Genomic DNA, 1,353 nt, shown 5'->3' with positions numbered 1-1,353 from the left:
GGTGGTGCGGGGGTTGGTGGCGGTGTTCATGACGGTGAGGATGTGTTCGTACTGGTCGGTGGTGGCGAAGATTTCGATGTGGTGCAGGCCGTGGCGGGGTTTGCGGATGAAGGCGCCTTGGGTGTAGCGGAGGGCTTCTTCGCTGGGTTCGGTGCCGTCGGCGTCGATGGTGTCGGCCCAGCGGCGGGCGACGCGGGCGAGGAAGTCCGGGTCGGCGGTGGCGGCTGTGGTGGTGAGGTTTTCCTCGATCAGCGCCAGCCGCTCCGGTGTGAGGAGGTGACGGAGCCGGTTCAGGGTCAGGGCGATGATGGTCCCGGCCCGGGAGGAGACCGCCGGGCTGGCGGCGCTGCAGGCAGTTGGTGTTTCCCCGCTGCCGTCCCTGGCGGCGTCGGTGGTGTCCGTTGTGTCCTGGAGGTTGCCGGCGGGTGCGGGTGTGAGGGCTGCGGCGAGGTGTTCGCGGGTGGCTGGGATGGTGTCGCCGGTGAGGGTAGTTGTTGGCAGGATGTCCGCTGCGAGGGCGAGGCGGCGGTGGGCTTCGCTCTTGCCGATCCGCAGCCGCTGGCGCAGGAACTCTGCGGTGGTCGCGCACCCGTCATCAGCCGGGGAGGTGATTACCCGGGCGGGGCTGTCCGTCTCGATCTGCGTCCGCGCGCCTCTTGCCGCTGATCCGCTGGCCGGTGAACCGTTGGCCGCTGATCCGCTGGCCGGTGAATTGTTGAGTGCAGAGTCTCCGGGCCAGGCGGTGTGGGTTTCGTGCAGGGTTTCCACGCCGTTGTCCCAGCCGGTGACCCAGCCCTTGCCCGTGCGGGAGCGGCTGGCCCGGGCGGCGTCCGCTGCGGCAATGGCCTGCGTGCGGGTGTGGTCCACCGTCCCGGCGGCCAGGATCTGCAGGTACTCCACGGACCGGGACAGGTCTTCGACCTGCCCGGCAAAATCAGCGGCCTCGACGTAGTCAGCGGCGGCGAGAATCCTGGGGGCGGCAGCCGCGGCAGCGGCCAGGAGTCCGCTGATCTCGCTCAGGCCAAGCGGCTGATCTGGACTGAACGGGTCGCCACGCTGGGGTGACTTCGCAACAAGGGGCTGATCAGGACTGGAAGGGCGCGCCGACGGGAGGGGCGCCGATGCATGCCCCGCCACAGGAAGGGGTTCAGCCGCGTCGGCCGTGGGCAGGCCGGGAACGGCACGGCCCCGGCCCGCAGAACCCTGGCCGGGGCCGCCGTCGGACGCCTTGGAACCACGGGAGGAGACGCTGCCGCCCCGGGTCAGCACAGCGGTAGAACCGCCGTACTCCGCAAGCTGATCCCCACTGGCTTCCATAGGACAACTCTGCCAAAGACCACTGACAAAAGTGCC

The 1,353-nt window shown here is 69.7% G+C and carries 1 protein-coding gene; it reads right to left on the bottom strand.

Annotated features, from left to right (window positions below):
- Positions 1–1,317: DUF222 domain-containing protein (locus AC5RV1_RS21320; RefSeq protein WP_493995948.1), on the bottom strand; the 1,317-nt coding region annotated here is incomplete at its 3' end.
- Positions 1,318–1,353 lie beyond the last annotated feature (36 nt).

The sequence above is a fragment of the Arthrobacter sp. Hb9-2 genome (genome assembly GCF_059091165.1).
The sequence above is the reverse complement of the archived record's forward strand: the minus strand, read 5'-3'. Positions and strand labels throughout refer to the sequence as shown.